This is a genomic window from Microbacterium sp. Z11_20 (genome assembly GCF_057197605.1).
On the sequence record NZ_JBXVOQ010000002.1, the window covers coordinates 527,196 to 550,938 of the forward strand.

Here is a 23,743-nt window from a genome sequence, read left to right on the forward strand (position 1 = left end):
ATCGGTCCCCGCACCCCGGGCTCCCGCATCCGCCCGTGCACAACGGCGGACATTTCGAGCGACGCCCCCACACGGGGGTCGCGACGCCGGCGTGTCTGCGTCGATCTCCGCCGTTGTGCCCGGCGAGGCGAGGCGATGCGCGGCAGTGCCCGGCGTGGCGCGGCGCGGCGACGCGGTGACCGACGGCACCGCGGATCAGGTATGGCGCGCCGCCGCGACGTGGGCGAGGATCGCGCGCTCGACCAGATCCCAGTCGTGGATGACGAGCGCGTAGTCGAAGCGCAGCGTGACGTATCCCCACATGGCCGCGTATGCGTCGCGTACCAGGTCCTTGTGCCGCATATCCGGCGCCGCGTGATTGTCCTTGCCGTCCGTTTCCAGGATGAGCCGGTCACCGATCAGGAGGTCCACCCGTCCGACCCCCGGCACCCGGACTTGCGTGCGCACGGTGAGGCCGTGGCGTCGGAGGCGCCAACGCACGAGCGACTCGAGTCCGCTGTCCGCATCCGAGCGCGCGAAGTCGAGAGCCTCCCGCGCGGCGTCGTTCGTGTGGATTTGGAGCCAGCCGATACCCCGGGCATCGATGCGCCCGAGTCGCAGAGCCGATTCCAGCACGACGAAGAACTCTTCCACGCCACGACATGCCAGTACCTGGCGCAGGATGCGGGGGATGGAGGGAAACCCGAAGGCATCGGGCGCCTCGGCGTCATCCCAGTGCTCGACGCAGATGCATCCGTCGTGCCGATGGGTATGCCCGTCCGGCTTCATCCACACGTGCGCAGCGGGCTCGGCATCGATGACCCACAGCCCCTCGTGCCGGGCTGCTGTCACGCACGCCGACACTCCGCCGTGGGCGACGGCGGTGCGGGCCGGATCACATGCGGACGGGGAGGCGTAGATTCCCCGGCGCACTCGCTCGAGGATGCCGGAGCGTAATTGAGCGCTCAGCTGCGCCCTCGAGAGGCCGCTGTCGCGCAGCATCCGGTAGGTCGCGAAAGCCTCCCGCGGGTCGCACATGCGCTCGATGGTGCGGCCCCGCGTCAGCTCGCCGTGGCCTGCTGACTCGATCTGTGGGCGGACCGCCCCGGGCCGAGGCTGGGGAGGAGGGGTGACCGCTCGACACAATTGCGGACATGGTGCGCGACATGCCGATGTCCGGGCCCGGCGAGCGGCGTGTCGGAGATGATCTCCGCCGTTGTGCACGGGGCGGCGGATGCGGTGCACCCGAGGGCGCACGCCCGCACCCACGCCCGCCACGCCCGCCCGGGAGCCGGCGCCGCCGCCCGCACCCCGGTGCCCCCGCGGCACCCGGCGGCACCGGGGTGGATCAGCCGAAACGTCCGGAGACGTAGTCCTCCGTGGCCTGCACGGAGGGGGTGGTGAAGATGGTCGCCGTGTCGTCGTACTCGATGAGCTTGCCGGGCTTGCCCGTGCCGGCGATGTTGAAGAACGCCGTGCGGTCGGACACGCGAGAAGCCTGCTGCATGTTGTGCGTCACGATGACGACGGTGTAGTCGTTTTTCATTTCCGCGATCAACTCTTCGATCGCATACGTGGAGATCGGGTCCAGCGCCGAGCACGGCTCATCCATGAGGATGACCTCCGGGGAGACCGCGATCGCGCGGGCGATGCACAGGCGCTGCTGCTGGCCGCCGGAGAGTCCTGAGCCCGGTCGGTCGAGCCGGTCCTTGACCTCGTTCCAGAGGTTCGCGCCCTTCAGCGAGCGCTCGACGAGATCGTCGGCGTCCGACTTCGAGATGCGCTTGTTGTTGAGCTTCACGCCGGCCAGCACGTTCTCACGGATCGACATGGTGGGGAAGGGGTTCGGACGCTGGAAGACCATGCCCACCTGTCGGCGCACCAGCACCGGGTCGACGTTGGGGGCGTACAGGTCGTCGCCGTCCAGCAGCACCTGCCCTTCCACGCGGGCGCCGGGGATGACCTCGTGCATGCGGTTGAGTGTGCGCAGGAAGGTCGACTTCCCGCAGCCGGACGGGCCGATGAAGGCCGTCACGGTGCGGGGCTCGATGGTGAGTCCGACACCCTCGACGGCGAGGAAGTCGCCGTAGTAGACGTTCAGATCGTTGACTTCGATGCTCTTGGACACGATTCCTCGGGTTTCGGTTCGGGGGAGGGAGCCTCAGCGGCTCAGCTTGGGGGAGAAGACCTTCGCCACGAGGCGCGCGACGAGGTTGAGCAGCATCACGATGACGATGAGCACCAGCGCGGCGGCCCACGCCCGGTCGATGTAGGCCTGGGCGGGGATGCCCTGGTTCATGTACTGCGAATAGGCGAAGACCGGCAGGGTGGCCATCCGGCCTTCGAACAGGTTGTAATTCATCGAGGTCGCCACCCCCGCGGTGAGAAGCAGCGGAGCGGTCTCACCGATGACCCGCGAGATGGAGAGCATCACGCCGGTGGTGATGCCGGCGATGGCGGTCGGGAGGACGACCTTGCTGATCGTCAGCCACTTCGGCACTCCCAGGGCGTATGCCGCTTCCCGCAGCTCGTTCGGCACGAGCCGCAGCATCTCCTCGCTCGAACGCACGACGACCGGGATCATCAGCACCGACAGCGCGATGGCGCCCATGATGCCCATCCGGATGCCGGGGCCGAGGAAGAGCGCGAACAGGGCGTACGCGAACAGGCCCGCGACGATCGACGGGATCCCGGTCATCACGTCGACGAGGAACGTGATGCCCCGTGCCAGGCGGTTGCCGACACCGTATTCGACGAGATAGATCGCGGTGAAGATGCCGATCGGGATGGAGATGACCGCGGCGGCCAGTGTGATGAGCAGGGTGCCGACGATCGCGTGCAGCGCGCCGCCGCCCTCGCCGACGACGTTGCGCATGGAGTGGCTGAAGAATTCCGCGCTGATGCCGGCGATGCCGTTGGTGAGGACGGTCCATGCCACCGACACGAGCGGGACCATCGCGATGGCGAAGGCGGTCGCGACCACTCCGACCACGAGCCGGTCGACGCCCTTGCGGCGCCCCTCGATCAAGGTCGAGATGGCCGTGATCAGCACCAGGTAGACCAGAGCGGTGAGCACGGCCCAGCCGGCGACGTCGAAGCCGGTATCGCCGGCGATTGCCAGGACGGCGAAGACGAGCGCCATGATGACCGCGCTCGCGGCCAGGATGCCCCACGGCACCCACCGCGGGAGACGGCCGCTGGTGAGCTGGTGATGCTCGCGCACGGGGCCCGCGGGGGGAGCCTGGAGGCGGGGAGCGGTGATGGTCATGTCAGTTGGCTCCCGAGAATTCCTTGCGCCGGCTGACGATCCACCGGGCCAGCGCGTTCACGGCGAAGGTGACGACGAAGAGGATGAGGCCGGTGGCGATCAGGACGTTGATGTTGACCCCGTACGCCTCGGGGAACGTCAGTGCGATGTTCGCCGGGATCGTGCTGGGATTCTGCGACGTGAAGAGCCGGAAGGTGATGATCCCGGTGGCGGAGAGCACCATCGCGACCGCCATCGTCTCCCCGAGGGCGCGACCGAGGCCCAGCATGGACGCCGATACGATGCCGCTGCGCCCGAAGGGGAAAACGGCCATCTTGATCATCTCCCAGCGCGTCGCACCGAGGGCGAGGGCGGCTTCCTCGTGCAGTACCGGGGTCTGGAGGAAGATCTCCCGGCAGATGGCGGTGATGATCGGGGTGACCATCACCGCGAGCACGATCGCGGCGGTGAAGATCGTGCGGCCCGTGGCCGACGCGTCGCCGGCGAACAGCGGGAACCAGCCCGCGTTCACCGTGAGCCAGCCGTAGATCGGCTGCACGGCCGGGGCCAGCACGAGGATGCCCCACAGGCCGAAGACGACGGACGGCACGGCGGCCAGGAGGTCGACGACGTATCCGAGGCCCTGCGCGAGACGGCGGGGGGCGTAGTGCGAGATGAAGAGGGCGACGGCGACCGAGAGCGGCACGGCCATCACGAGCGCGAGGAACGACGCCCACACGGTGCCGAAAGCGAGCGGCCAGACGTACGCCCAGAAGTTTCCCGGAAGGAGCGAAGCATCCTCGCTCGTGGCGGTGAGTCCGGGGATGGACTGGACGACGAGGAAGGTCGTGACTGCGGCGAGGGTCACGAGGATCATCGAGCCTGCGAACAGCGCGGTACTCGAGAACACGCGATCACCGGGGCGCTGTTTGGGCTTCTCCCGGGCCGGAGCCGTGGTGGCGGTCATGGGGTCCTGTCTCGATCTGGCTGGTCTGAGCGATGCCCGGTCCGGCGCGAGGCCGGACCGGGCATCGGGGTCTTACTCGGTGACGATGAGCTCGATCGCCGCGTTGACCTGCTCGCGCAGGCTGTCGCTGATCGGCGCGCTACCGGCCGCCTCGGCGGCGGCCTCCTGACCCTCGGGGCTGGCGATGTACTCGAGGTAGCCCTTCACGATCGGGGCGACGGCGGTGTCGACGTACTCCTGGCACGCGATCATGTAGCTGATGAGGACGATGGGGTAGACACCCGCCTCCTGCGAGGTGCGGTCGAGTGCGATCGCGAGGTCGCCCTCTTCGCGCCCGTCTTCGAACGGCGAGGCGTCGACGATGGCCGCGGCGGCCTCGGGCGAGTACTGCACGAATTCGTCCCCGACCTGGATGGCCACGGTGGACAGGCCCTCTTCGGTGGCACGCGACGCGTCGGCGTACCCGATGGTGCCGTTGCCGCCCGCCACGGCGGAGACGACGCCGGACGTGCCGTTGGCGCCTTCACCGCTGTCGAGAGGCCACACGCCGTCGGGCTCGGAGGTCCACACGTCGGGGGCCGCCTGGAACAGGTAGTCCGTGAAGTTCTCGGTGGTGCCCGAGTCGTCCTGGCGGTGCACCGGGGTGACCGCGAGGTCGGGGAGGGTGACCTCGGGGTTCAGCGCCGCGATCGCCGGGTCGTTCCAGTTGGTGATGGTGCCGGCGAACAGGCCCGCCACGGTGGCCGCGTCGAGGTTGAGCGATTCGATGCCCTCGAGGTTGAAGATGACCGCGATCGGGGAGATGTAGGTCGGCAGTTCGATGATCCCGGAGCCTTCCACGCAGCCGTCGAAGGGACCTTCGGCGATCTCCTCCGCTGTGAAGGCGCGGTCCGAACCGGCGAACGGGAAGGCGCCCGCCTGGAAGGACTCCCGCCCGGCGCCCGAACCGGCGGGGTCGTACGTGATGGTCACGTCGGGGTGGGCGGTCTGGAAACCGGCGGTCCAGGCCTGGACTGCGACCTCCTGCGACGAGGCGCCGCCACCGGCGATCTCGCCGGAGAGGTCGGAGACGGGGGCGTTGCCCGTCGAGTCGCCGGACGAGGTCTCGTTGGCGGCGCAGCCGGCGAGGGCGAGGGCCGCGATTGCGGCGACAGCGCCCGCCTGGGCGATGCGGGAGATCTTCACTGTGTGAATCCTTCACGTGTCAGGGATGTGACGCCCCGGGTAGGGCTTCGGGTATCGAACCTGGTGCAGGTTCGATCTGAAACGTAGGCGGGGGCCCTTAAGAGGATGCGCTCCGGCGGTGAACGGGAGGTGAACGGGTCTCGGCCGTCCCGCGTCGCTGCGCCGTGCGCGTCCAGGCCGCCCGTCCGGCTTCTACAGTGGGACCATGGCGAAGCGACCCCCTGCCGAGGCGCGCGCGCTCGAGGCGCTCGCGGATGCCGCGCACGCTGCCCGCGCGGCACGGAAGGCGTCGAAACGGGTCGGTGACAAGGCCGGCCGGGCGCTGCGCAAACGCGCCGCGGACGTCGCGCAGTGGGTCGCTGCCACCGACGATGTGGCGTCGCATCCGAAGCAGGTGCGCAGGAGCGCCGAGAAGGCCGCTGCCGACCTCCGCCGGGCCACCCACGACGCGGTGCGCGATCAGGCGGCACGCGAGCGCGCGCGTGCGGCAGCGACGCAGGATCGTGTCCGCGCGGCGATGGCGGACTCCCTGCCCGTCGTCGCGACCGTCCCGGCCGCGCGTGCCGCCGGCCTGCCGGCCGTGGTGCGTCCGGAGGCGACCCGTGGCGCTCAGACCTTCGGCTCGTGGGTCTCGATGGCCACGATCCCGGATCCCGGGTGGTCGACCGACAAGTGGACGACGGAGAATCCGCCGGTCTCCAGCGACGACGCACTGCCGAGGTAGGACCCGGGGAGCGTGCCGGTGGCCAGTGCGAGCTCGTTGAGGATCTCGGGCAGCACGGGCCGATGGCTGCACAGCACGGCGGGGCGGCGCGCCCGCACCCGCTCGCCCACGACCGCGCGCACGTCGGCGGTGCCGTCCTCCCACGCGTCCTGACTGATGAGCGGGGTCTGTTCGATGCGCCGCGCGAGGGCTGCCGCCAGCGGGGCGACGGTTTTGACGCACCGCTCGGCGGGGCTGGAGATGATCTTGCGCACCCCGAAGGCCAGGAGCGGACCGGTGACCGTGCTGGCCTGTCGCTGCCCGCGGGAGGTCAGGGGGCGGGATGCGTCGGGGCCGCTCCAGTGCGCGCGGGACTTCGCTTTGCCGTGCCGCAGGACCACGAGCGGGAAGGTGCGGGTGACACCCTGATCCACGAGGGCCTGAAACGCGTCGAGGATCTCGAGGTCGACGGGGTAGCTGAGCCGGGTGCGGGCGTGCTTCACACTCGTCCACTCGAGGGCGGCGATCTCCTTGTTCGGCACGAACGACGACGCCCGCACCGCGGCATCCGTCGCCTCGGCCGCCCAGTAGTGCACGACCTTCTCGCGCGAGTTGGGCAGACCGTAGCGGGCGACGCCGATCGGCACGCCCAGGCTCACCTGGATCCCCGTCTCCTCGCGGATCTCGCGCACGGCGGTCTCGGCCAGCATCTCGCCGGGATCGACCTTCCCCTTGGGCAGGGTCACGTCGCGGTATTTCGTGCGATGGATGAGGAGGACCCGGGGCTTGCCCTCCACCAGGCGCCAGACCACGCCGCCGGCGGCGTAGACGGCGCTATCGGTCATCGCGCCGCCCGGGCGCGGCGTCGGCGCTGCACCGAGGCCATCGTCTTCTCCTGCAGGTCGATGAGCGGCTTGCCGTCCTTGTGGGTGCTGTGGCGCGTCCATTCCCCGTCGGAGCCGAGGTGCCACGACGTCGTGTCGGGGCTCATCGCGACGGTGAACAACTCGGTCAGATCGGTGATCTGCTCGGGGGCCGTGACACGCACGAGCGCCTCGACTCGGCGATCGAGGTTTCGATGCATCATGTCGGCGCTGCCGATGAACACCTGAGTGTCGCCGGCGTTGTCGAACGCGAAGATGCGCGAGTGCTCCAGGTAGCGACCCAGGATCGAACGCACCGTGATGTTGTCGCTGAGACCGGGGACACCGGGCTTGAGGGAGCAGATCCCGCGCACCCACACCTCGACGGGCACGCCGGCCTGGCTGGCGCGGTACAGCGCGTCGATGATCTGCTCGTCCACCATCGAGTTGACCTTGATACGTACGCGGGCGGGCTTACCGGCCAGCGCGTGGCGCCGCTCCTTGTCGATGAGACGGATGAGGCCCTTGCGCAGGTGAAGCGGGGCGACGAGGAGCCGCTTGAACTTCTTCTCGATCGCGTAGCCGCTCAGTTCGTTGAAGAGGCGGGTGAGGTCGCGACCGACCTCGTTGTCGACGGTGAACAGCCCGAAGTCCTCATAGATGCGGCTGGTCTTGGGGTTGTAGTTGCCGGTGCCCACGTGACTGTAGTGGCGCAGCACGCCGTCTTCCTCGCGGATCACCAGTGCCAGCTTGCAGTGGGTCTTCAGCCCCACGAGGCCGTACACGACGTGCACGCCGGCCTTCTCGAGTTTCCGCGCCCACACGATGTTGGCGGCCTCGTCGAAGCGCGCTTTGACCTCCACGAGTGCGAGCACCTGCTTGCCGGACTGCGCGGCATCGATCAGCGCCTGCACGATGGGGCTGTCGCCCGAGGTGCGGTAGAGCGTCTGCTTGATGGCGAGGACGTGCGGGTCTTTCGCGGCCTGCTCCAGGAACGCCTGCACGCTCGTGGCGAACGACTCGTAGGGGTGGTGCACGAGCACGTCCGCCCGCCGGATGGCGGCGAAGATATCGGCCCGCCGGTTCTGCTCCGGGGGCTGGAACGCCACGGCGGTCTTGGGCACGTGCGGCGGATAGCGCAGGTCGGGCCGGTCGATGCGCGACAGGTCGAAAAGTCCGCGGAGGTCCAGCGGTCCGGGGAGGCGGTACACCTCCTGCTCGGTGATGTCGAGTTCGCTCAAGAGCAGGTCGAGAGTGAGGTCATCCATGTCGTCGGTGATCTCGAGGCGGATGGGCGGACCGAACCGTCGTCGCAGGAGCTCGGCCTCGAGCGCCTGGATCAGGTTCTCGGTCTCGTCCTCCTCGATCGTGACGTCCTCATTGCGGGTCAGGCGGAACGCGTGGTGATCGAGCACCTCCATGCCCGGGAACAGGTCGCCGAGATGATTGGCGATGAGGTCCTCCAGCGGCAGGTAACGCCACTTGCCCCGCTCGCTGGGGATCTGCACGAAGCGGGGGAGCATCGGCGGCACCTTCAGGCGCGCGAACTCCTGCCGGCCGGAGCGGGCGTTGCGCACCCGGATGGCGAGGTTGAGCGACAGGCCCGAGATGTAGGGGAACGGGTGCGCCGGGTCAACGGCCAGCGGCATGAGGACGGGGAACACCTGCGTCTGGAAGTACTCCGACAGGCGCGCCCGCTCGTCGTCGTCGAGATCGTCCCACCGGACCACCTCGATTCCCGTTTCGGCGAGGGTCGGGCGGACGTGCTCGGTCCACGCCGCCGCGTGGCGCACCTGCAGGCGGTGGGCTTCGGCCGAGATGTCGGCCAGGACGTCCAGCGGCGCCCGGCCCACGTTCGTCGGCACCGCCAGGCCCGTCACGATGCGCCGCTGAAGCCCCGCGACGCGCACCATGAAGAATTCGTCGAGGTTGCTGGCGAAGATCGCGAGGAAGTTCGCCCGTTCCAGCGTCGGCAGGCTGGGATCCTCCGCCAGCTCGAGCACCCGGCGGTTGAAGGCCAGCCAGCTCAGTTCCCGGTCCAGGTAACGATTCTCGGGAAGCTGCGCGTCGACTGCTTCGACCGCCTCATCGAAGTCATCGTCGTCAGCGTCGCCGAGGCCGGCGTCGAGCACGTCGTGTCCGATCATCTCTTCATCATTGCAGGGGAAAGGGAACTCCGGCACGAACGGATGTCGTCATCGTCCCGCTCAGTCCCGCTGCGGGTGCCCCGGCCGGATGAACCCGCTCTCGTAGGCGAAGACCGCGGCCCCCACCCGGCTTCGGGTGTCGGTCTTGGCCAGCACCCTGCTGATGTGGGTCTTGATGGTGGCCTCGCTCACGAACAGTTCGGCCGACATCTCGGCGTTGCTGAGGCCGCGCGCGATGGCCGCCAGGACGTCCTTCTCTCGGTCCGTGAGCTCGGCCAGTCGCTGTCCGAACGCGTTGGCGGTCACGGCATCGACGGTGGACACCTCGAGCCGGCGTTCGATGAGCCGGCGCGTCATGACCGGATCGATGAGCGCGTCGCCGCGGACGGCGCTGCGAACGGCCGCGGCCAGCAGGTCGGGCCCGGCGTCCTTGAGGAGGAACCCGCAGGCGCCGGCGCGCACGCTGTCGAGCAGGTAGGCCTCATCGTCGAACGTCGTGATCATCACCACGGCCCGAGCGGTTCGCGCGTCGATGATGCGCCGTGTGGCTGCGATCCCATCGAGCCGCGGCATCCGAATGTCCATGAGGACGACATCGGGCCGCAGTGCCGCCGCCAGCTCCACCGCCACCTGGCCGTCCGGCGCCGCGCCGACGACGCTGATGTCCGGCTCGGCGTCCAGCATCGCCTCCAAACCGGCGCGCACCACTGGTTGGTCGTCGGCGACCACCACGGTCAGCTGTTCTCCGGTCATCTGCTCTCCTTCGAAGCGACGCCGGTGGCGGGAAGCGAGGCGGTCACCCGCCACCCCCCACCGGCGAGCGGACCGGCTGTGAGGGATCCCCCTGCGGCGTGTGCGCGTTCGGTCATGCCGGCGATGCCGTTCCCGCCCGGTGAGGCGTCGAGTTGCGGCGACGGCGACCCGTCATCGGTCACGGTCACCCCCACCCCCGTGCCGGTGGAGGCGAACGCGACGGTCACGCGGCGGGCGTCGGAGTGCAGGAGGACGTTCGTGAGCGCCTCCTGAGCGATGCGCAGGAGAGCGGTGCGGACGAACTCCGTGCCGACCCCGACCGACCCGCTCACCTCCACGGCGCGGCCACTGGCCCGTACCCGGTCGACGATGCCGGCGAACTCGGCATCCATTTCGCGTTCGGTCTGGGGCGAAGCGGCCGCGTCGCTCCGCAGGATCCGCACGACGCGGCGCATCGCCGTCAGCGCGTTGCTTCCGTCGGTCGCCAGCTCACCCAGCGTGTCTCGCAGCTCGCGGGGATCGTCCGATCCGACCCGGGCTGCCGCCTGCGCGCGTACCACCATGGCGCTGACGTGGTGGGCGACGACGTCGTGGATGTCGCGGGCGATCGTCGTGCGCACTTCCGCGGCGACGCGTTCACGATCCCGTTCCTGCAGCGCGAGCAGTTCGGCGTTGCGGGTGCGGAGGTCTTCGGCGATCGCACGCTGCCTGCGGATCGCATACCCGAGGGCGACGACGACGACGAGGACGACGGCCACCAGGACGCGGCGCGACGGGTCCGGCAGCAGGGCCGCATAGACCCCGAACAACTGCGGATTGATCGGGATGTCGCGGATGGGCAGGTACACGATCGCCACCGCGGCCGACACTGCCACGACCGGCGCGACGAAGATCATGGGCGCACCACGGAGCACGGCGCCGAAGCTGGCGACCACGAGGGGGGTCACCCTCACCTCCGGGACGTCGAACCACCACTCCGGCAGCGCGACGACCAGGGCGACGATGGCCAGAGTGGTCTTCGGGATGAGGCGTGATGCCGGCCAGGCCGCGGCCGCGAGGGCAGCGCACCCGAGGTAGCTGTCTAAGTCGTTCGGGTACCAGCCGTTCCGGGCCGCAACGAGGATCGTTCCCACCGCGATCGCGAAGGCCGCTGCCGCCACCACAGCGTCGCCGGCGATCGATCCACCGTCGCGGAACCACCTGGGCATGGCACAACCGTACGCCGGTGGGGCGAGTACGCCGTCCGTCGTTCGGATGACGCGGAAGGGCCATCCCGCCGACGCCCGGCGAGCCGGCGAGGAGAACAGTCGCTAGGGATCAGACCCGATCGGAGACCGTGATGAAACGTCCCCTTGTCATTGCCTTGTCGTTGCTCGCCCTTGCCGCGCTGTCTGCGTGCTCGGCAACCCCTGCGGCGGGGACGGGTGCTTCTCAGTCGTCCGGGGGGACAGCGGTGCCCGAGGAGACCACGGCGACGGAGGGGTCCGACCGTCTCCCGCTGTCGCCCCTTGACCAGTTCATGTCCGAGGTCAGGGGGTCAGACGTCAGCCCTGAAGAGCGGACGAAACGAGAACTCGCCCTCTCGACGGAGGAGCAGGACCGTATCGCGGAGTGCATGAAGGCGGAGGGCTTCGAGTACACGCCTAATCCCTCCGCTCCCGAATACCGGGAGAACACCGACGTGGAGGGGATCTCCGACGCCGATCGGGACGACCGGGAGTGGGTCGCGCAATACGGGTATGGGATGGTCCAGAATCCCGCCAGGTCGATGGACAAGCCGTACGGGTACAACTTCGAGATGGAGCAGCGAAAGGCGCGCGCGAACCCCGACCCCAATTGGGCCTACTGGGAGACTCTGTCGCGGGCTCGACAAGAGGCATACGAACTCGCACTCTCGGGCCCGCCGTACACGGAGACGGATGAAGCGTCCGGCGTCGAGCCGGAGCCCGGCGGGTGCGCGTGGGAGGCCCGCGTCGCTGTGCGGGGTGAGAATCCCGAGGACATGGCGGAGCACAAGCCGCTGTTCGACGCGATCGAGGACTTCTATGCCACGTTCCCGTGGCCGGGGATCCCGGAGCTGGAGGCGTCGTGGGTGGCGTGCATGGCCGAGAACGGGCGCCCGGGGTTCGGTCGGCACGAGGAAGCGCAGGTGTCGATCGCGCGTGAGCGGGACGCGCTCTGGGCGTCGGCGAACCCGGAGTCGGCCCAGAGCAGCGAAGAGATGCTCACAGGCGGGTTCACGGAGCAGACGCCGCCGGCGATGGAGGCGCTCACCGCGCTGGCCGAGAAGGAGCGGGAACTGGCCCTGATCGATCTCGGCTGCCGTGAGGAGGTCGACTACTGGGATACCTATCGTGCCATCCAGTTCGCCGAGGAAGAGCGGTTCATGGACGACCACCGGCGGGAATTCGACGCACTGCGCGCAGCGTACGAGCAGCAGGGTGGTAGCCGGTAACGCCTAGACCCCGAGGGGGAGCAGGGGTTGCCCTCACCCGTTCGGATGACCCGAAAGCGCCATCCCGCCGACGCCCCGCGAGCCCGCGAGGAGAACACTCGGTGGGGATAAGACCCGAATCGGAGATCATCATGAAACGTCCACTCGTTTTTGCTTTCTCGTTGCTCGCCCTCGCCGCGCTGTCTGGGTGCACGGCAAGCCCCGCGACCGAGGCGGGTGCTTCCCAGCCGGTCGGGGGTACGACGGCGACCGAGGAATCCGACCGTCTCCCGCTGTCGCCCGTGAACCAGTTCATGTCCGAGGTCCACGGATGGGACGACAGCCCGGAGGAGCGCACGAGACGAGACCTGGCGCTCTCCACCGAGGAGGAGGACCGCATCGCGGAGTGCATGAAGGCGGAGGGCTTCGAGTACACACCGACTCCCTGGTCTCCCGACTACGACGTGGACAACGTAGATGAGTCGGGCAACCCCGTCGACGACGACGGGGTCTCCGAGGCCCATCGGAACGACCGGGAGTGGGTCGCGAGCTATGGGTACGGGGTGGTCGAGAATCCGGGGAGGTCGATGGACAAGCCCTACGGGTACCAGTTCGAGAAGGAGCAGGCAGAGAGCGACGTGGAGGCCCGCGCGAACCCCAGCCCCAACGCGGTATACCGGGAAAGTCTGTCGCCGGCTCAGCGGGAGGCGTACAACCTCGCCTTCTCGGGTCCGCCCTACACGGAGGAGGATGCCGCGTCCGGCATCGAGCCGGATTCCAGCGGGTGCCAGTGGGAGGCCTATGTCGCTGTTCGGGGCGAGCGCCCTGAGGACATGCCGGAGCACAAGCCGCTGTTCGAAGCTATCGCGGACCTGTCCGCCACCTTCCCGTGGCCGGGGATCCCCGAGCTGGACGCGTCGTGGTCGGTATGCATGGCCGAGAACGAGCGTCCCGGTTTCACGAGTCAACGCGATGCTGATGCCTCGATCAGGGATGAGCACACGGCGCTCTGGGCGGCGGCGAACCGCGCCCCCGCGGAGAGAAGCGGGGACATGGCCATAGGCGAGCTCACGGAGCAGACGCCGCCGGCGATGGAGGCGCTCACCGCCCTGGCCGAGAAGGAGCGGGAACTGGCCCTGATCGATCTCGGCTGCCGTGAGGAGGTCGACTACTGGGATACCTATCGTGCCATCCAGTTCGCCGAGGAAGAGCGGTTCATGGACGACCACCGGCGGGAATTCGACGCGCTACGCGCAGCGTACGAGCAGCAGGGTGGTAGCCGGTAAACCCAAGACCCCGAGGGGGAGCAGGGGTTGCCCTCACCCGTTCGGATGACCCGAAAGCGCCATCCCGCCGACGCCCCGCGAGCCCGCGAGGAGAACACTCGGTGGGGATAAGACCCGAATCGGAGACCATCATGAAACGTCCACTCGTTTTTGCTTTCTCGTTGCTCGCCCTCGCCGCGCTGTCCGCGTGCACCGCAACCCCTGGGACGGAGGCGGGTGCGTCGCAGCCATCAGCGGGCACGACCGCGACGGAGGACGGTCGCCCGCTGACACCCCTCGCGCAGTTCTGGAAGGACAGCTGGTGGGGGGGCAACCTCAGCCCGGAAGAGCTGTCGAAGAGACAACTGGAAAAAGCCACCAAGCGGAGCGACCGCATCGCGGAGTGCATGAAGGCGGATGGGTTCGAGTTCTCACCCGCTCTTACCCCTCCCGAATCCGGGGGCACCGACGTCACCACTGACATCGAGGGGGTCTCCGACGCTGATCGGGAGGACCGGGAGTGGGTCACGAGCTATGGGTACGGGGTCGTCGAGAACCCCCAGAGGTCCATGGACAAGCCCTACGGGTATCACAACTTCAAGAAACGCGCGGAGGACAACGCGGAATACCTCGCGAACCCCGAACCCAATGAGGTGTACCGGGACAGTCTGTCCCGGGCTCAACGAGACGCGTACGACCGCGCCCTCAGCGGGTGCGAGGGCGAGGCCTACACCGCTGCCGGGGGCGAACATCCTCAGCTAATGCCGGAACACATACCGCTGTTCGAAGCGATCACGGAATTCGAAGAGATGTCGTGGCCGGGGATCCCGGAGCTGGAGGCGTCGTGGGGGGCGTGCATGGCGGACAAGGGGCACCCCGGGTTCACCGCCCAGGAGGATGCGATGCTGTCGATCAAGAATGAGCACGAGGCCCTCTGGTCCGTGAATCCGGCTGCTGAGGAAGCCCAATTCAAGAGGATGAACGAAGGCGAGTTCACGGAGCCGACGCCGCCCGCGATGGATGCGCTCACCGCGCTGGCCGAGAAGGAGCGTGAGCTGGCTCTGACGGATTTCGAGTGCCGTGAGGAGGTCGACTACTGGGACACCCAGTACGCGATCCAAGTCGCCCAGGAAGAGCAGTTCATAGCCGATCACCAGGAGGCGTTCGACGCGCTGCAGGCAGCGTACCTGCAGTGGGACAACCAGTGACTCCGCGAGTCAAGAAGCGCGCCCCGGAAGACGCAGAAGGCGCGCAGGGGGAGCAGGCGACCGACCTGCTCGACCTGGCACCCGCATCCGAGGACAGTAGTCCTGTTTCCCGGCGGCGGTGGCGGGATCTCCTCCCCTCGTTGCACGGAGCCCGCGTGCGGGAGTTGTTCGCACGCAACAGGGTGCTGTGGGTCGTCGCGATGTCCGCGTGCCTCGCGCTTGTCGTCGGATTGGTCACGGGGCGGATCATGGCGCCGGCGGCGGCCGAGACACCGCGGGCGGGGCTCATCACGACCCCGGTCGTCCTGGGCGAACTGCGGAGCGAACTGTTGGTGCGCATGGATGCCGCGTACGCCGACCCGATCGAGGTGGTCATCAATACCTCCGACGGGGGCGCCGGCATCGTGACGGGCCGGATTCCGGCGGGAGGCTCCGAGTTGACGACCCTCTCGGTCGCTCTGGAAGTGGATGGTCGTCCGCTCATCGTGCTCCCCGGCGGCGTTCCGTCGTACCGGAACCTTCGGGTGGGCCTCAACGGGCCGGACGTCGTGCAGCTCAAGACCGCGTTGCGCGCTGTCGGGCTGGACGGCGGCGATCCGGCGGGGGACGTGTTCGACGGTACGACGGCCGCAGCGGTTGCGGCGCTCTACGAGAAGGTCGGCTATGCCGCACCCGAAGGAGAGGAGGAGGCCGAGGAGGTTGTCCAGCAAGCCGAGGACGCGGTTCGCCAGAGCGAGCAGGCGCTCGAACTGGCGCGCCACCAGCTCGGTCTGGCGCGCGCCGGTGCGCCTAAGCCCGAGATCCTCGCGGCGGACAACGCCGTCGCCGCCGCTCAGCGGGAGCTCGATGCGGCCCAGGCCGCCACCCCGGGCGACGCGGTGCTGCTGGCATCGCTCCGCGATGCGCTCGTCCTCGCGCAGGCTCAGCGTCAGGAGTTGTCGGTTCCACCCGACGTGCGGGCGGAAACCATTGCGGTGAAGGGGGCCGAGCAGGAGCTCAACAGTGCGCGAGAATCGCTGACCCGCGCGCAGAACGACGCGTTGCCGGTGCTCCCCGCGGCGGAGGTCCTCTACCTTGCAGACGTTCCCCGCCGTGTCGATGCGGTGACGGCTCAGCAGGGAGCCGTGCTGTCCGGACCGGCCATGACCCTCTCGGGTGCCGCGTTGGCAGTGACCGGCGCGCTCGAGGAAGCAGACGCCGGGCTGGTGTCCAGTGGCGCCGAGGCGTTCTTCGAGTTGCCGGATGGAACCGAACACCGCGCCGTGGTCGACACCGTGGCACCTGCAGACCCCGTGGCATCTGCAGAGGGTGAGAACGCGACCGGCTGGAGCGTGCGATTGATTCCCGACCCGCTGACCCCCGAAGCGGAGGAGCAACTCCGCGGCCAGAGCGTGCTGGTGCGTATCCCTGTCGGTGCGACGGACGGAGCGGTGCTCTCCGTGCCTGCTGCGGCGCTGACATCCGGCTCGGGAGGGGAGACGCGTGTCGAGGTCGTGGAGGGAGACCCGCGCGACGGCGACCAGGCGGACGTTCGCGTCGTGGTGGTCGAAACGGGCCTCTCCACCGCGGACGGGGTGGAGGTGCGCGCCCTGGAGGGCGAGCTCGACGAGGGCGACATCGTGGTGGTGGGTCGATGAGCGAGCCCGTTGTCGAACTGCGGGACGTCACCCGCTCCTTTCCGGGCCCACCGGAAGTGCAGGCCCTCCGCGGGGTGAACCTCGTCGTCGAACGCGGCGACTACGTTTCCATCGTCGGTCCGAGCGGGTCGGGGAAGTCCACGATGCTGAACATCCTCGGTCTCCTGGACCGGCCGACCGTAGGGGAGTATCTCCTCTCGGGCGTTCTCACCGGGGTCTTGGATGAGAACGGGCGTGCAGCGCTTCGCGCCCAGCGAATCGGGTTCGTGTTCCAGGCCTTCCATCTCCTGGCCCGCCGGAGCGTCTTGGAGAACGTCATGCTGCCGATGCTGTACGACGGGACCCCCCGCGCCGATCGTGAACGGTACGCGCGAGACGCCCTCTCCCGCGTGGGGATGGCGCATCGGGTCGATTTCTCGCCGTCGGTGCTGTCCGGTGGCGAGCGGCAGCGTGTCGCCGTGGCGCGCGCCGTCGTGTCCCGACCCGCTCTCCTTCTCGCCGACGAACCGACCGGAAACCTCGATCAGGAGACCGCGGCCGAGACCATGCGCCTCATGGAGGATCTGCACGCCGACGGGCTGTCGGTGATGGTCATCACCCATGACGAGTCCGTCGCGCGTCGCTCCTCGCGGCAGATCCGCATCGCGAGTGGGCGGATGGGGGAGGTGCGATGATCCGGCTCAGACGGCGCAAACGCAGCGCCATCCCGGCCGAGGTCCGCGATGGCGACCGCTACGACGTTCTCGATCTGGTGACGGAGGCAACCAGCGATCTGGGATCGCGTCCGACCCGGCTCGTGCTCACCCTTGCCGGAACGGTCATCGGCGTCGGCGCGCTCATCGCCACCGTCGGGCTTTCCCAGAGCAGTGCCGGCGAAATCGCCCGGCAGTTCGAACTGGCCTCCCGGGCGCAGGCGCTCGTCCGACCTCTCGAGGCGCCCGGGCCCGACGGTGAGCCCGTACCGATGGGTCAGCTGCCGTGGGACGCCGCTGACCGGGTATCGACGCTGGCGGGGGTGGCGAGCGCGGCGACCCTGTCCGAAATCCCGAGTGACGACGTGGCCATCGAGGCGGTGCAGGTGCACGACCCGACCCGCGCCGAGACGAGTCCGCCGGGCCTCATCGCGGCATCGAGCGATGTACTGGACACGACGGAGGGGTCGCTCGTCTCCGGCCGGATGTTCGACCGCGGCCATGAGGAGCGGGCCGACCGCGTCGCGGTTCTCGGCATTCATGCCGCGGAGAAGTTCGGTCTCGCAGGGGTTGGTTCCCAACCGTCGATCTTCGTGGGAGGGAAGCCCTACGCCGTCATCGGTATCTTCGATGACACCCGGTACCGGGCCGAGCTGCTCAGCGCGGTGGTCATCCCGACCGGCGCGGCGCAGTCGGATTTCGGGATCGTCAGCCCGGCTGAGGTCCAGATCCGGCTGGATCCGGGAGGAGGGCCCATCGTCTCGGCGCAGGCGGCACGCGCCATCCTCCCCGACACGCCGGAGGTCCTGGAGGTGGGGGCGCCACCGGGGGAGAGCCTCCTTCAGCGGAGTGTGCAGGGGAGCCTCGACGCCGTCTTCCTCATCCTGGCGATCGTCGTGCTGCTGGCCGGTGGCTTCGGCATCGCCAACGTCACCATGCTCTCGGTCCTGGAACGCACCGCCGAGATCGGTCTGCGTCGCGCCCTGGGCGCAACCGGACGCCAGATCGCCGGCCAGTTCATCGTGGAATCCGCGATTCTCGGACTGGTCGGCGGATTGATCGGCGCGGTGGGCGGGGTGGTCGCCGTGATCGCCATCTCGCTGTCGCAGGGCTGGGCTCCGGCCGTGGATGTGCTGGTGGCGACCGGTGGTGCAGGTCTCGGCGGAGCCATGGGCCTCCTGGCCGGGTGGCTCCCCGCCCGCCGTGCCGCGCGGATCGAGCCGGTCGCCGCCCTGCGCGCGGAGTGAACGACGGGCGTCAGGTCGTGGGAGAGGGCGTCGGCAGCTGATCGTCCTCGTAGACGTTGAAGCGGTACCCCACGTTGCGCACGGTGCCGATCAGCTGCTCGAGGTCGCCGAGCTTGGCGCGCAGGCGCCGCACGTGCACGTCGACGGTGCGGGTGCCGCCGAAATAGTCGTACCCCCACACCTCGCTGAGCAGCTGCTCCCGCGTGAACACCCGCGAGGGGTGCGTGGCGAAGAAGTGGAGGAGCTGGAACTCCTTGTAGGTGAGGTCGAGAGGCTTCCCGTGCACCTTCGCTGAGTACGACGACTCGTCGATGGTGATACCGGACGTCTGGATGCGGGTAGACACCTGTTCCTTGGACATCCGGCCGATGGCCAGGCGTATGCGGGCGTCGACCTCGGCCGGTCCGGCGGTGACCAGGATGACGTCATCCACGCCCCAGTCGGGGGACACGGCCGTCAGGCCGCCCTCCGTGATCACGAGCATCAGCGGCGCGTCGAGCCCCGTGGTGTTGAGGATCTTGCACAACGACTTGGCACCGACGAGGTCGAGGCGGGCGTCGATGAAGATGACATCGGCGCTGGGGGCGTTCACCAGTTGGGCGGGCTCGGCCGGGATCTGACGCACCCGGTGGCTGAGCAGCTCGAGCGAAGGCAGCACGGGACCACCGCTGTGCGCGGAACTGAGAATGAGAAGCTGTGCCAACCGGACCTCCCCGATGCGGCGGGCCGCATGTCCCCCATATCTTAGGGCGAGTCGGGACCGGTCCCGCGCGCGCGTGCAGACGGGCCCGACCTGAGCGAGAATGGCGCACATGACCGTTCCGGAGCTTGCACCCCGCCGTACCGTGTGGGGCGTGCTCGCCGTGTGGATCGTGGCCGCGCTGACGGGCATCGGAATCGGCGTCTTCGTCCCCGAGGACTGGCGCGCCGCGTGGGTGATCGTGGGGCTCGGAGCGTGCGTGGTCCTCTCCTTCGCGGTTCAGCTGTGGTACGGCCGCTCGCAGGAGTTCCTCGTCCGCGTGGCCGCGAGTGCGCTGGGTGCGATGGTCGTCATGGCAGTCATCAGCGCCGGCTTCGCGCTCGCCGCGATCGTCCCCGGCTGAGCCGCCCGCCGCGAGGGGCGCGTGGGATAAACTCAGCGCATGGATCTCGTCGCGCTCGAACTGTTCTTCGTGGGGCTGCTGGGCCTTGCTTCGCTGGCGATCATGTTCGTGTCGGGCGTCGTCGTGAAGAACCTGTACCGCGGTCAGCGCTGACGGTCGCCTCGTGTTCGAGCTGCCGACAGACCTTCCCGCCGACCTTGCGCCACTCTCGTGGCTCGTCGGTGTCTGGGAGGGGACGGGCGTGCTGGACTACACGGCGGGCGACCATCACTACACCGGCGAGTTCTCCCACCGGGTGAGCTTCAGCCACGACGGCGGGCCCTACCTGAACTACTCGGCCAGCGCCTGGCTGTTGGGGGACGGCCAGCCGGCGCCGCTCGTCGCCGAGATGGGCTACTGGCGTCTGAGCCGGGCCGCGACCGCGACCGACGCCGGTCCGGGCCTCCTCCCGGCACTCGTGTCAGGTCCGGAACGCACCGTCGATGACGTCGAAACCCTCCGCAACGACGCGGGTGGCTTCGACATCGAGGTGACCCTCGTGCACGCCGACGGCATCAGCGAGCTCTATCTCGGCCAGGTGCGCGGGCCACGGATCGACATGGCCACCGACGCGGTGGTGCGCACCGCCGGCGCCAAGCCTTACACCGCCGCCACCCGGATGTACGGGCTCGTCGAAGGCCATCTGCTGTGGGCGTGGGACATTGCGGCCCTGGGGTCCGAGCTGACCTCTCACGCCTCGGCGCGACTGGCGCGAGCCGACTGATGGGCGATTACACGCGCGTACCGGGCGCCGTCTCCGACGAGCACGGGCTCCGCCACCTCGGAGGTCCGCTCACTGAGCAGCGCGCCCTGGCCGCCGGACGCGCACTGGCGCCGCTGGATGACCGCCGCATCCTCACCGTCGCGGGCGAAGACCGGCTGAGCTGGCTGGATTCGCTGTCGTCGCAGGCGCTCACACATCTTCCCGCCGGGGCGTCGACGGAACTGCTCATCCTCGACCCTCAGGGTCACGTCGAGCACGCCGCCGCGGTGCTCGACGACGGCGCCACGACGTGGCTGCTGGTGGATGCGGCCGATGCCGAGGGCCTCCTGGCGTGGTTGCAGCGCATGCGGTTCCGGTTGCGGGTCGAGGTTGCGGATCGCTCGACCGACCTCGCGGTGGTGGGCGGCACCGCCGCCGCCGTCCAGACCGTGACGGCGATCGCCCCCGCGGGCGTTCCCGTCATCTGGCGCGATCCGTGGCCGGATGTCGCGCCCGGCGGCCATGCGTACGCCAATTCGGTCGACCATCCCGGGATCGACCGGGACTGGGCCGAAGCGGTGGTGGAGCGCGCCGAACTGGCCCGCCTCATCGACGTGGCCACCTCCTCGCCCGGGACGCTCGCGGGCCTGGACGCCGTCGATGCGCTGCGGATCGCCGCGTGGCGCCCGCGCATCTCGGCGGATGCGGACGAGAGGGTGCTGCCGCACGAGCTGGACTGGCTGCGGACCGCGGTCCACCTGTCCAAGGGCTGCTACCGCGGTCAGGAGACGGTCGCGAAGGTGCACAATCTCGGTCACCCGCCTCGCCGCGTCGTGGCGTTGCACCTGGACGGCAGTGACAGCATCCTTCCGGCGCGTGGGGACGCCGTCCGCGTCGGTGACACCGTCATCGGGGCGATCACGTCGTCCGCGTGGCACTACGAGGACGGTCCGATCGCCCTCGCCCTGGTCAAGCGCACCGCTCCCGTGGACGCCGAGCTGGTGGTGGACACCGCGGAGGGTCCCGTCGCCGCAGCGCAGCAGGTGGTCGTGCCTTCGGACGCGGGAGCCACGGCGTCCGTTCCGCGTCTGCCGCGCCTCGGGCGCCGCACCGCCGCCGGCTGACCCGGCCGCGCGGCTACGCCGACCCGGCCTCGCGACGACGCCGACCCGGGCAGGCTGCTACGCCGGAGCGACCTCGGACCACGGCACGCCGACCTCCCCGAGACGCCACCGCGCCCGGCCGAGCAGCGGCCATCCCGCCCCGACCATCGCGTCCAGCGCGGTGCGCCACCGGTGCACCGGCCCGAACGGTGCCACCGCCGCCGCCCGCTGCCACTCCGTGTCGAGCGCGCCGAGGAACGCGTGGATGCGCTCGCCCGGCACGTTGCGGTGAATGAGCGCCTTGGGCAGGCGCTCGGCGGCGACGGCCGGGGAGTCCAGCCCGGCCAGACGCAGGGAGATCGTGAGAGTGCGGGGCGCGGCATCCGCGCCCACCTCGACCCACGTGGCGATCCGTCCCAGTTCGTCGCACGTACCCTCCACGATCACCCCGCCGGGCGCGAGGCGTGCCGCCATCCGCTCCCACGCGGGGAAGACCTCGGGTTCGTCGTACTGACGGAGCACATTCATGGCGCGGAGGATGGCCGGACGTCGCCCGCCGGGCACCGGCACCTCGAAGCCGCCGCGCGCGAACGACACGTGCGCGCGTGCCTGCTCCGAAGCGCCCAGGAGTTGATCGCGAGCGCGAGCGACCCGGTCGGGGTCGATCTCCAGTCCCAGCACGTCGACGTCGGGTCGCGCGCGGGCGAGGCGCGCGTACAGTTCGAGCGTCGTCACGGCGCTGGCCCCGAAGCCGAGGTCGACGACCAGCGGGTCGTCGACCCGGCGAAGGGCGGGATGACGCGCGATCCACCGGTCCACGCGGCGGAGGCGATTCGTCCCGGTGGTGCCGCGGGTGACCTGTCCCACCACCGATCCGCGCATGGGCCCATGATGCCAGGGCCGCACGGAGAACCCCTGAGGGCAGCCGGTGCGGTCGCTAGGATGGCGGCATGACCGCGCCCTACACGCTGATTCTGCTCCGCCACGGCCAGAGCGAGTGGAACAAGACCAACCAGTTCACGGGATGGGTCGATGTCCGCCTCACCGAGCAGGGCAAGGCCGAGGCCGCGCGTGGTGGCGAGCTGCTCGCCGAGGCGGGCCTCCTGCCCGACATCCTGCACACGTCGGTGCTCAGCCGGGCGATCCAGACCGCGAACATCGCGCTGGACACGGCCGACCGGCTGTGGATCCCGGTCAAGCGCTCGTGGCGGCTCAACGAGCGTCACTACGGCGCGCTGCAGGGCAAGGACAAGGCGCAGACCCTCGAGGAGTTCGGCAACGAGCAGTTCATGCTGTGGCGCCGTTCCTTCGACGTTCCGCCGCCGCCGCTTCCCGCCGACGACCCGTACAGCCAGGTGGGCGACCCCCGGTACGTGGGCATCGACGGCGAGGTGCCGGACACCGAGTCGCTCAAGCTCGTGATCGACCGGATGCTGCCCTACTGGGAGGCGGAGATCGTCCCCGACCTCCGCGCGGGTAAGACCGTCCTGGTGACCGCGCACGGGAATTCGCTCCGCGGGCTGGTCAAACACCTGGACGGGATCAGCGATGAGGACATCGCGGCGCTGAACATCCCGACCGGCATCCCGCTGGTCTACCGGCTGGGCGAGGATCTCACGCCGCTCGAGCCCGGTCGGTACCTCGACCCGGAAGCGGCCGCGGCGGGCGCCGCCGCGGTGGCCGCGCAGGGCAAGGGCTGAGCGGCCGAGGGCTACTCGACGAACGCTTCGAGGGTCTGCGGGTCGGCCGTCCAGTCGCCCGTGGCGAGGTAGACGACCTTCTTCGCGACCGATTCGGCGTGGTCGGCGAAGCGCTCGTGGTAGCGGCTGGCCAGCGTCGCATCGACCGTGGCCATCGCTTCGCCCTTCCAGTTGTCGCCGAGAACCTTCTCGAACACGCTGACGTGCAACTCGTCGATCGCGTCGTCGTCGTTGCGGATCTCCTCGGCCAGACGCAGGTCTTCGGTGCGCAGCAACTCGGTGAGCTTGCGCGACACCGACACGTCCAGCTCACCCATCCGCTTGAACGTGCCCTTCAGGCCCTTGGGGATGGCACGCTCGGGGAAGCGTGAGCGGGCGAGCTGAGCGATGTGCTCGGCCATGTCGCCCATCCGCTCGAGCGACGCGCTGACGCGCAGCGCGGTCACGACGATCCGCAGGTCGCGAGCGACGGGTTGCTGGCGGGCGAGGATCTCGATGGCCAGTTCGTCCAGGGCCACGGCCTTCTCGTCGATGACGCGGTCGGCCTCGATGACCTCCTCGGCGAGGGTGACATCGCTGGTCGAGAATGCGCGGGTGGCCCCGTCGATCGCGACCGTCACCAGCTCGGCGATCTCGACCAGCCGGTTCTGGACGTCCTGGAGCGACTGATGAAACACTTCGCGCATCACGGCAACCTTCCTCGTTCGTGGCACGGCACGCCCGTACCACGACCTTCGCGATTGTCCTCAGCGAAGGTGAACGGATGGT

23 protein-coding genes are annotated in these 23,743 nt (G+C 69.3%); 11 read left to right on the top strand and 12 right to left on the bottom strand.

The window, feature by feature from the left end; translation table 11 throughout:
• Nucleotides 1-195: 195 nt before the first annotated feature.
• The 5 genes from AC2DFQ_RS07570 to pstS form a co-directional block, all read right to left on the bottom strand.
• Complete coding sequence (locus tag AC2DFQ_RS07570; protein ID WP_484533472.1) at nucleotides 196-1,017, bottom strand: type IV toxin-antitoxin system AbiEi family antitoxin domain-containing protein; 822 nt, start codon at nucleotides 1,015-1,017, stop codon at nucleotides 196-198.
• Nucleotides 1,018-1,327: 310 nt separating this feature from the next.
• The gene (gene pstB, locus AC2DFQ_RS07575) at nucleotides 1,328-2,107 is read right to left on the bottom strand and encodes a phosphate ABC transporter ATP-binding protein PstB (protein ID WP_484508567.1); all 780 of its coding nucleotides are present in this window, start codon (nucleotides 2,105-2,107) and stop codon (nucleotides 1,328-1,330) included.
• Between the two features lie 33 nt (nucleotides 2,108-2,140).
• A complete protein-coding gene (gene pstA, locus AC2DFQ_RS07580) occupies nucleotides 2,141-3,247 on the bottom strand; it encodes a phosphate ABC transporter permease PstA (RefSeq protein ID WP_484533473.1) in 1,107 nt (368 codons plus the stop codon).
• 1 nt (nucleotide 3,248) lies between these two features.
• Entirely contained in the window at nucleotides 3,249-4,193 is a 945-nt protein-coding gene (pstC, locus tag AC2DFQ_RS07585) for a phosphate ABC transporter permease subunit PstC (RefSeq protein ID WP_484508569.1), read from the bottom strand.
• A gap of 72 nt (nucleotides 4,194-4,265) precedes the next feature.
• Complete coding sequence (pstS, locus tag AC2DFQ_RS07590) at nucleotides 4,266-5,378, bottom strand: phosphate ABC transporter substrate-binding protein PstS (RefSeq protein WP_484508570.1); 1,113 nt, start codon at nucleotides 5,376-5,378, stop codon at nucleotides 4,266-4,268.
• 205 nt (nucleotides 5,379-5,583) lie between these two features.
• Here pstS and AC2DFQ_RS07595 point away from each other — a divergent pair, with 205 nt between their 5' ends.
• Complete coding sequence (locus AC2DFQ_RS07595) at nucleotides 5,584-6,102, top strand: hypothetical protein (protein ID WP_484533474.1); 519 nt, start codon at nucleotides 5,584-5,586, stop codon at nucleotides 6,100-6,102.
• On the opposite strand, the gene AC2DFQ_RS07600 is transcribed toward AC2DFQ_RS07595, so the two are convergent.
• The 4 genes from AC2DFQ_RS07600 to AC2DFQ_RS07615 are packed head-to-tail and all read right to left on the bottom strand — an operon-like array spanning nucleotide 5,988 to nucleotide 11,052.
• Nucleotides 5,988-6,926, bottom strand: coding sequence for an NUDIX hydrolase (locus AC2DFQ_RS07600; protein ID WP_484508572.1), 939 nt, complete (start codon nucleotides 6,924-6,926; stop codon nucleotides 5,988-5,990). The two genes, AC2DFQ_RS07595 and AC2DFQ_RS07600, sit on opposite strands and share 115 nt — an antisense overlap.
• Nucleotides 6,923-9,091, bottom strand: a complete 2,169-nt coding sequence (locus AC2DFQ_RS07605; protein WP_484508573.1) for an RNA degradosome polyphosphate kinase — start codon at nucleotides 9,089-9,091, stop codon at nucleotides 6,923-6,925. The genes AC2DFQ_RS07600 and AC2DFQ_RS07605 overlap by 4 nt, the downstream gene beginning before the upstream one ends.
• A 60-nt stretch (nucleotides 9,092-9,151) precedes the next feature.
• Complete coding sequence (locus AC2DFQ_RS07610; protein WP_484533475.1) at nucleotides 9,152-9,844, bottom strand: response regulator; 693 nt, start codon at nucleotides 9,842-9,844, stop codon at nucleotides 9,152-9,154.
• On the bottom strand, nucleotides 9,841-11,052 hold the full coding sequence (locus tag AC2DFQ_RS07615; protein ID WP_484533476.1) for a sensor histidine kinase: 1,212 nt from the start codon (nucleotides 11,050-11,052) through the stop codon (nucleotides 9,841-9,843). Before AC2DFQ_RS07615 ends, AC2DFQ_RS07610 begins: the two co-directional genes overlap by 4 nt.
• Before the next feature lie 245 nt (nucleotides 11,053-11,297).
• Between AC2DFQ_RS07615 and AC2DFQ_RS07620 the strand changes: the two genes are divergently transcribed.
• The 6 genes from AC2DFQ_RS07620 (at nucleotide 11,298) to AC2DFQ_RS07645 (ending at nucleotide 18,327) form a co-directional block, all read left to right on the top strand.
• A complete protein-coding gene (locus AC2DFQ_RS07620) occupies nucleotides 11,298-12,299 on the top strand; it encodes a hypothetical protein (protein WP_484533477.1) in 1,002 nt (333 codons plus the stop codon).
• Between the two features lie 131 nt (nucleotides 12,300-12,430).
• On the top strand, nucleotides 12,431-13,564 hold the full coding sequence (locus AC2DFQ_RS07625) for a hypothetical protein (RefSeq protein WP_484533478.1): 1,134 nt from the start codon (nucleotides 12,431-12,433) through the stop codon (nucleotides 13,562-13,564).
• Nucleotides 13,565-13,695: 131 nt separating this feature from the next.
• The gene (locus AC2DFQ_RS07630; RefSeq protein ID WP_484533479.1) at nucleotides 13,696-14,751 is read left to right on the top strand and encodes a hypothetical protein; all 1,056 of its coding nucleotides are present in this window, start codon (nucleotides 13,696-13,698) and stop codon (nucleotides 14,749-14,751) included.
• Entirely contained in the window at nucleotides 14,748-16,388 is a 1,641-nt protein-coding gene (locus AC2DFQ_RS07635; RefSeq protein ID WP_484533480.1) for an efflux RND transporter periplasmic adaptor subunit, read from the top strand. The genes AC2DFQ_RS07630 and AC2DFQ_RS07635 overlap by 4 nt, the downstream gene beginning before the upstream one ends.
• Nucleotides 16,385-17,062 carry an ABC transporter ATP-binding protein gene (locus AC2DFQ_RS07640; protein WP_484533481.1) on the top strand — a complete coding sequence of 226 codons (678 nt, stop codon included), beginning with the start codon at nucleotides 16,385-16,387 and terminating at the stop codon, nucleotides 17,060-17,062. Before AC2DFQ_RS07635 ends, AC2DFQ_RS07640 begins: the two co-directional genes overlap by 4 nt.
• Nucleotides 17,059-18,327 (top strand): ABC transporter permease, encoded by a 1,269-nt coding sequence (locus AC2DFQ_RS07645; protein WP_484533482.1) that lies wholly within the window; start codon nucleotides 17,059-17,061, stop codon nucleotides 18,325-18,327. Before AC2DFQ_RS07640 ends, AC2DFQ_RS07645 begins: the two co-directional genes overlap by 4 nt.
• 10 nt (nucleotides 18,328-18,337) lie before the next feature.
• On the opposite strand, the gene AC2DFQ_RS07650 is transcribed toward AC2DFQ_RS07645, so the two are convergent.
• Complete coding sequence (locus tag AC2DFQ_RS07650) at nucleotides 18,338-19,030, bottom strand: winged helix-turn-helix domain-containing protein (protein WP_484508581.1); 693 nt, start codon at nucleotides 19,028-19,030, stop codon at nucleotides 18,338-18,340.
• Nucleotides 19,031-19,139: 109 nt separating this feature from the next.
• Here AC2DFQ_RS07650 and AC2DFQ_RS07655 point away from each other — a divergent pair, with 109 nt between their 5' ends.
• From AC2DFQ_RS07655 to ygfZ, 3 genes are all read left to right on the top strand, one after another.
• Nucleotides 19,140-19,430, top strand: a complete 291-nt coding sequence (locus AC2DFQ_RS07655; protein ID WP_484508582.1) for a hypothetical protein — start codon at nucleotides 19,140-19,142, stop codon at nucleotides 19,428-19,430.
• Nucleotides 19,431-19,593: 163 nt separating this feature from the next.
• Entirely contained in the window at nucleotides 19,594-20,193 is a 600-nt protein-coding gene (locus tag AC2DFQ_RS07660) for a heme-binding beta-barrel domain-containing protein (RefSeq protein WP_484508583.1), read from the top strand.
• Nucleotides 20,193-21,296, top strand: a complete 1,104-nt coding sequence (gene ygfZ, locus AC2DFQ_RS07665) for a CAF17-like 4Fe-4S cluster assembly/insertion protein YgfZ (protein ID WP_484533483.1) — start codon at nucleotides 20,193-20,195, stop codon at nucleotides 21,294-21,296. The genes AC2DFQ_RS07660 and ygfZ overlap by 1 nt, the downstream gene beginning before the upstream one ends.
• A gap of 57 nt (nucleotides 21,297-21,353) precedes the next feature.
• On the opposite strand, the gene AC2DFQ_RS07670 is transcribed toward ygfZ, so the two are convergent.
• Nucleotides 21,354-22,157: a class I SAM-dependent methyltransferase gene (locus AC2DFQ_RS07670; RefSeq protein ID WP_484533484.1), complete on the bottom strand. Its 804-nt coding sequence runs from the start codon at nucleotides 22,155-22,157 to the stop codon at nucleotides 21,354-21,356.
• 68 nt (nucleotides 22,158-22,225) lie between these two features.
• On the opposite strand from AC2DFQ_RS07670, the gene AC2DFQ_RS07675 reads away from it, so the two are divergent.
• Nucleotides 22,226-22,975, top strand: a complete 750-nt coding sequence (locus tag AC2DFQ_RS07675) for a phosphoglyceromutase (protein WP_484533485.1) — start codon at nucleotides 22,226-22,228, stop codon at nucleotides 22,973-22,975.
• Nucleotides 22,976-22,986: 11 nt separating this feature from the next.
• On the opposite strand, the gene phoU is transcribed toward AC2DFQ_RS07675, so the two are convergent.
• Nucleotides 22,987-23,661, bottom strand: a complete 675-nt coding sequence (phoU, locus tag AC2DFQ_RS07680; protein WP_484508587.1) for a phosphate signaling complex protein PhoU — start codon at nucleotides 23,659-23,661, stop codon at nucleotides 22,987-22,989.
• Between the last annotated feature and the right edge of the window lie 82 nt (nucleotides 23,662-23,743).

Coding starts and splice junctions, on each gene's coding strand:
- AC2DFQ_RS07570 (WP_484533472.1), bottom strand. CDS start 1,017: ATGTGCGACCCGCGGGAGGCTTTCGCGACCTACCGGATGCTGCGCGAC.
- pstA (WP_484533473.1), bottom strand. CDS start 3,247: ATGACCATCACCGCTCCCCGCCTCCAGGCTCCCCCCGCGGGCCCCGTG.
- pstC (WP_484508569.1), bottom strand. CDS start 4,193: ATGACCGCCACCACGGCTCCGGCCCGGGAGAAGCCCAAACAGCGCCCC.
- AC2DFQ_RS07595 (WP_484533474.1), top strand. CDS start 5,584: ATGGCGAAGCGACCCCCTGCCGAGGCGCGCGCGCTCGAGGCGCTCGCG.
- AC2DFQ_RS07600 (WP_484508572.1), bottom strand. CDS start 6,926: ATGACCGATAGCGCCGTCTACGCCGCCGGCGGCGTGGTCTGGCGCCTG.
- AC2DFQ_RS07605 (WP_484508573.1), bottom strand. CDS start 9,091: ATGATCGGACACGACGTGCTCGACGCCGGCCTCGGCGACGCTGACGAC.
- AC2DFQ_RS07610 (WP_484533475.1), bottom strand. CDS start 9,844: ATGACCGGAGAACAGCTGACCGTGGTGGTCGCCGACGACCAACCAGTG.
- AC2DFQ_RS07615 (WP_484533476.1), bottom strand. CDS start 11,052: ATGCCCAGGTGGTTCCGCGACGGTGGATCGATCGCCGGCGACGCTGTG.
- AC2DFQ_RS07625 (WP_484533478.1), top strand. CDS start 12,431: ATGAAACGTCCACTCGTTTTTGCTTTCTCGTTGCTCGCCCTCGCCGCG.
- AC2DFQ_RS07630 (WP_484533479.1), top strand. CDS start 13,696: ATGAAACGTCCACTCGTTTTTGCTTTCTCGTTGCTCGCCCTCGCCGCG.
- AC2DFQ_RS07640 (WP_484533481.1), top strand. CDS start 16,385: ATGAGCGAGCCCGTTGTCGAACTGCGGGACGTCACCCGCTCCTTTCCG.
- AC2DFQ_RS07645 (WP_484533482.1), top strand. CDS start 17,059: ATGATCCGGCTCAGACGGCGCAAACGCAGCGCCATCCCGGCCGAGGTC.
- AC2DFQ_RS07655 (WP_484508582.1), top strand. CDS start 19,140: ATGACCGTTCCGGAGCTTGCACCCCGCCGTACCGTGTGGGGCGTGCTC.
- ygfZ (WP_484533483.1), top strand. CDS start 20,193: ATGGGCGATTACACGCGCGTACCGGGCGCCGTCTCCGACGAGCACGGG.
- AC2DFQ_RS07670 (WP_484533484.1), bottom strand. CDS start 22,157: ATGCGCGGATCGGTGGTGGGACAGGTCACCCGCGGCACCACCGGGACG.
- AC2DFQ_RS07675 (WP_484533485.1), top strand. CDS start 22,226: ATGACCGCGCCCTACACGCTGATTCTGCTCCGCCACGGCCAGAGCGAG.
- phoU (WP_484508587.1), bottom strand. CDS start 23,661: ATGCGCGAAGTGTTTCATCAGTCGCTCCAGGACGTCCAGAACCGGCTG.